The following is a 4,240-nucleotide window of genomic DNA, read 5'->3' on the forward strand; positions in this document are numbered from 1 at the left end:
AAGTTGAAGGTTCCGGAGATACCCAAGGGCATACCATCAGAGAAAGAACCTTGTCCGATCGGGTAGATCAAGAACACTGCGGAAGCTGCTGCAACTGGTGCAGAGTAAGCGACGCAGATCCAAGGACGCATTCCTAAGCGGTAGCTGAGTTCCCACTCACGACCCATGTAGCAGAAGATGCCGATGAGGAAGTGGAAAATCACGAGCTGGTAAGGGCCACCATTGTAGAGCCACTCATCCAAGCTGGCTGCTTCCCAGATAGGGTAGAAGTGCAAACCAATTGCGTTAGAAGAAGGAACAACAGCACCAGAGATGATGTTGTTTCCATACAGTAAAGAACCGGCAACGGGTTCGCGGATACCATCGATGTCAACGGGGGGTGCCGCGATGAAAGCGATGATGAAGCAGACAGTGGCGCTTAAGAGGGTGGGGATCATCAACACGCCGAACCAGCCGATATAAAGGCGGTTTTCGGTGGAGGCGACCCACTCGCAGAAGCGGTCCCACAGATTAGCGCTCTCGCGCTGCTGTAAGGTTGTCGTCATATTTCTTTATGATTGCTATGAAGTTTTCGAGGTAGTTGGTAGAGGTTTCTCTACCTTGGTTACTACCTTACACGACTTGTTAAGCTTTGTAAAGGGTTTTCATAAAAAATTTTCCTGATTATTGCTATTAGATTTTCTTATCAATTACCATGCTGACTGATTCTGCCTCCCGCCTGATTACCTATAGTCCCGCCTACACCTTGGTTCCAACCTACGAATGCTTTAACCGATGTGGCTACTGCAACTTTCGCAAGGACCCGGGAAAAAGCCCCTGGTTGGAGTTGTCCGAGGCGGAACGAATCCTGAAAACTCTCATCGGGACTGGGATTCGGGAAATTTTAATCCTGAGTGGCGAAGTGCATCCGAATTCTGAGAAGCGCACAGACTGGGGCGATCGCCTTTATGAGTTATGCGAATTGGCCCTTTCCCTAGGATTTCTGCCCCATACTAATGCCGGTCCTCTCAGTTTTCAGGAAATGGCAAGGCTGAAAACCGTTAATGTTTCAATGGGATTAATGGTGGAACAGGTGAACCCTACCCTGTGGGAAACCGTACATCGTCACGCACCCAGCAAGGTGCCATCGGTACGATTGCAACAATTAGAATGGGCGGGAGAACTGCGAATTCCTTTTACTACGGGATTATTATTGGGAATTGGAGAGACCCCCGGCGATCGCCAAGCTACCTTAGAGGCGATCGGCCAAATTCACCATCGCTGGGGCCATATCCAGGAAGTGATTATCCAACCCTATCGTCCTGGAACCCACCAAAGCGGCGAAGCCCCAGGGTTTGACTTGGGGGAATTACCGGCAGTCGTGGCAATGGCAAGAGAGATTTTACCCGAGGCAGTCGCCTTGCAAGTCCCCCCAAATTTAATTGAGGAACCGGAGATTTTGCTTGCTTGCTTAGAGGCAGGATGCAGAGATTTAGGAGGAATCGGACCAACGGATGAAGTCAATCCGGACTACCCGCATCCACAGATTGAGAGACTTACACGCATATTAGAACCCGCCGGTTGGGAATTAGTCGAGCGATCGCCGATTTATCCGCAATATTATGATGGGTTAAGTCCCAGACTGCGATCGCACCTACTCAACGCCGGATATTAGTACCCGAGGGCAGTTAAATCGGGTTGCGCGGCGATCGGTACCCGTTCCACCTTAGTTTCCCAAGTGCCATCGGGATAGAGGTTAAACAAGCGAAACCCCGGGGCAGCATCATCCAAGGCAAACTCAATACTTGAAGGCTTAAACTGGATACAAGTCGAAGGCGTCGCAAAATAAGCGACATTTGTCCGATAGAACAGTAAATTTTGGTGAACATGACCGCAGGCAACCAATTTCACATTGCGATAGCGGTCTAAAATGGCAAAAAATGCCTCAGCATTTTCCAGATTAATTTGGTCCACCCATTCCGAGTTAACGGGAAACGGGGGATGATGCAGGGCAATAAAGGTCGGGTGGTTGCCAGCTTTATATAATTGCCAGTCCAACCATTCCAAACTGGTCCCCGAGAGTCGTCCCCCATCGGCCCCTGGCACCTGAGAGTTGAGCAAGACAAAGTGCCAATTCCCCATAGAAAAGGATTTATCCATATAAAAGGGAGTCTCAGTTAAAACCGACTCCATCACCGAGAGATTGTCATGATTGCCGGGGATCCAGTAGGTGGGAACTTGTAACGGACGGATTAAATCCCGGAGAACTTGGTAAGATTCCGGGGTTTCATCTTGAGAGAGGTCCCCGGTGAGGAGTAGGATATCCCTGGCATAATTCAGGGAGAGCAATCCCCTTAAAACTGCCTCAAAGGATGAAAGGGTGGGTACCCCAAGCAATTTGCGATCGGGGCGAGCAAATAAATGAAGATCCGTAATTTGAGCTAATCGCAAGGGAGAGGCTGGGAGCATTGCTAGGCAAAGAAACGGGCAACTCTATTGATCATACAGCTCAAGGGGTAATCCCAGTTAAGGGAAGGAACAAACCAGAAGAGGTAGTCGCCCTGAGCAAAAAATTTGGCGATCGCTCTTGCGTGTTCAACAAACTATGCTATAATAAGATTTGATGTAAAGGCGGCGGCATCGCCAAGCGGTAAGGCAGAGGTCTGCAAAACCTCCATCCCCGGTTCAAATCCGGGTGCCGCCTTCAAAAATCAAAGATTTCAGCGATCGCCTTTGCGGGCGATTTTTTGTTTGTGGGCAAAACCGCCACCCGCTACAGTGCCATTCCTGGGATTAAAGTTCGGGCATCCATTCGATCGCAATCCCAAAGCGAGTATCATTATCCCCATCAGCATCGTGACGCCGGATATCCGTCGAGAGGCGAAATTGAGGAGTAACGGCATACCCGACGGCCAAAGTTCCCAACCCCACGGTTTGATCACCCCCCACTCCCACGACGCTATATCCTAAAGACAAATCGGCCCCCCCTGTGCGCGAGAGCACCAACATAGCGCGTCCCCCCAACTCCACCCCACTCGTAGAGTAAGATTCTCCCTCAATGTGACGATATCCCACCACCGGTGCCAGATTGAAATATCCCCCCAAGGGCAAAACATAATAGCGCAACTGAGCACCGCCACCGGAAAATCCACCACTTCCAGCAAAATAATCTCCACTGACGGTTAATCCGGTGCCACGGATAAACAGGTCCTCCACCCCGACATTCACCCCACTGCCGTCATCGGAGGAGGTAACTTGGGCGTATCCCACCCGTACTCGGGTCCGGAAACTGGGGTCATTGTGAATCTCTTCCAACACATTCGGCACTTCTTGTAACCACCGTTGGAGGACGGGACTGCCTTCAATGATTTCCGGACTCAAATCCACGGACTGGGAGTTCAAGGGTTCCGAATCCAGGGGCGAGTCATCAACTTGGGCTAATAGGGGCCTTGCCGATGCTACGGGAATTCCGCCCCAATTCAAGGTTAGATGCAGGGCCAGATAAACCAGACCGATACTACATTTTAGGCCACAACCCGCCAGTCCTTTCGGGAGTCGGGAACTCAGGAATCTAAACAATTGGACAGACTCAGAAATTCTACCGCTTTCCTTGGTTCTGTGCATTCCCTGGACTGTAAATGGAGAGGAGACAGGAGGAGGTAATGGGAGGGAATTCCGATGGGTTGGATTAAGCATCATCTTGAACTCGGATGAATGAGCAACGGCATGGTTAGTATGACATGAACAAATAGACAACCTGGAAGGGTTGAGTTTGGAAGTCTATTCCGTTTTAGCAGAATTTGGTCAAACCGGGTTTAAACTCCGTCTAGGCATCGGATGGCGATTATAAATCGTGATCAAGGGCGATCGCCTCTCCGGTTACGCAGGGGGATGAAGGGCGATCGGCCTCTACCGTATGACGATACTCTCAACATTTGTATGAAAAATTAGGTAAGATCAGGCATTTTTATACATAAAAGAAGAATTTTCTAGTCATTTCAACCCATGTTCCCTGTCCCTACCCTGCAAGCGGGAATCTATACTGGATATCCGGAGTTGAGTTAGTTGGGCGATCGCATCTCTCCCCTTTTGTATCGCCATTGCCAGAGATACTCCTCCCTCCTAGATAGAAAATCACGATCATGAAATGTTTCAAAACATGATCGTTAAAACTAATACCGGGGTGTAAGATTAAGATAAAACCGCTCAACAGCCTAACCCCGATTGATTCCACCCTCTATTTAGCGCGGCCCCTAAGTTG

The 4,240-nt window shown here is 49.7% G+C and carries 4 protein-coding genes and 1 tRNA gene; 2 read left to right on the forward strand and 3 right to left on the reverse strand.

The window, feature by feature from the left end; genetic code table 11:
* A partial coding sequence (locus J0895_RS14980; RefSeq protein WP_479724806.1) for a photosynthetic reaction center family protein occupies positions 1-545 on the reverse strand: 545 nt, incomplete at its 3' end.
* A gap of 149 nt (positions 546-694) precedes the next feature.
* Here J0895_RS14980 and cofG point away from each other — a divergent pair.
* Positions 695-1,654 carry a 7,8-didemethyl-8-hydroxy-5-deazariboflavin synthase subunit CofG gene (gene cofG, locus J0895_RS14985; RefSeq protein ID WP_207088862.1) on the forward strand — a complete coding sequence of 320 codons (960 nt, stop codon included), beginning with the start codon at positions 695-697 and terminating at the stop codon, positions 1,652-1,654.
* Here the strand turns inward: cofG and cpdA are convergent.
* A complete protein-coding gene (gene cpdA / locus J0895_RS14990) occupies positions 1,651-2,448 on the reverse strand; it encodes a 3',5'-cyclic-AMP phosphodiesterase (protein WP_207088863.1) in 798 nt (265 codons plus the stop codon). The genes cofG and cpdA overlap by 4 nt on opposite strands.
* 164 nt (positions 2,449-2,612) lie before the next feature.
* On the opposite strand from cpdA, the gene J0895_RS14995 reads away from it, so the two are divergent.
* A tRNA-Cys gene (locus tag J0895_RS14995) sits at positions 2,613-2,683 on the forward strand.
* 89 nt (positions 2,684-2,772) lie between these two features.
* Here the strand turns inward: J0895_RS14995 and J0895_RS15000 are convergent.
* Positions 2,773-3,603 carry a hypothetical protein gene (locus J0895_RS15000; protein ID WP_207088864.1) on the reverse strand — a complete coding sequence of 277 codons (831 nt, stop codon included), beginning with the start codon at positions 3,601-3,603 and terminating at the stop codon, positions 2,773-2,775.
* Positions 3,604-4,240: the final 637 nt, after the last annotated feature.

This window comes from Phormidium pseudopriestleyi FRX01 (assembly GCF_017313335.1).
GTDB classification, from domain to species: Bacteria; Cyanobacteriota; Cyanobacteriia; order Cyanobacteriales; family Laspinemataceae; genus Laspinema; species Laspinema pseudopriestleyi.

Bases quoted from the DNA above. Each gene is read 5' to 3' on its own strand.
- cofG (WP_207088862.1), top strand. From the start codon at position 695: ATGCTGACTGATTCTGCCTCCCGCCTGATTACCTATAGTCCCGCCTAC.
- cpdA (WP_207088863.1), bottom strand. From the start codon at position 2,448: ATGCTCCCAGCCTCTCCCTTGCGATTAGCTCAAATTACGGATCTTCAT.
- J0895_RS15000 (WP_207088864.1), bottom strand. From the start codon at position 3,603: ATGCACAGAACCAAGGAAAGCGGTAGAATTTCTGAGTCTGTCCAATTG.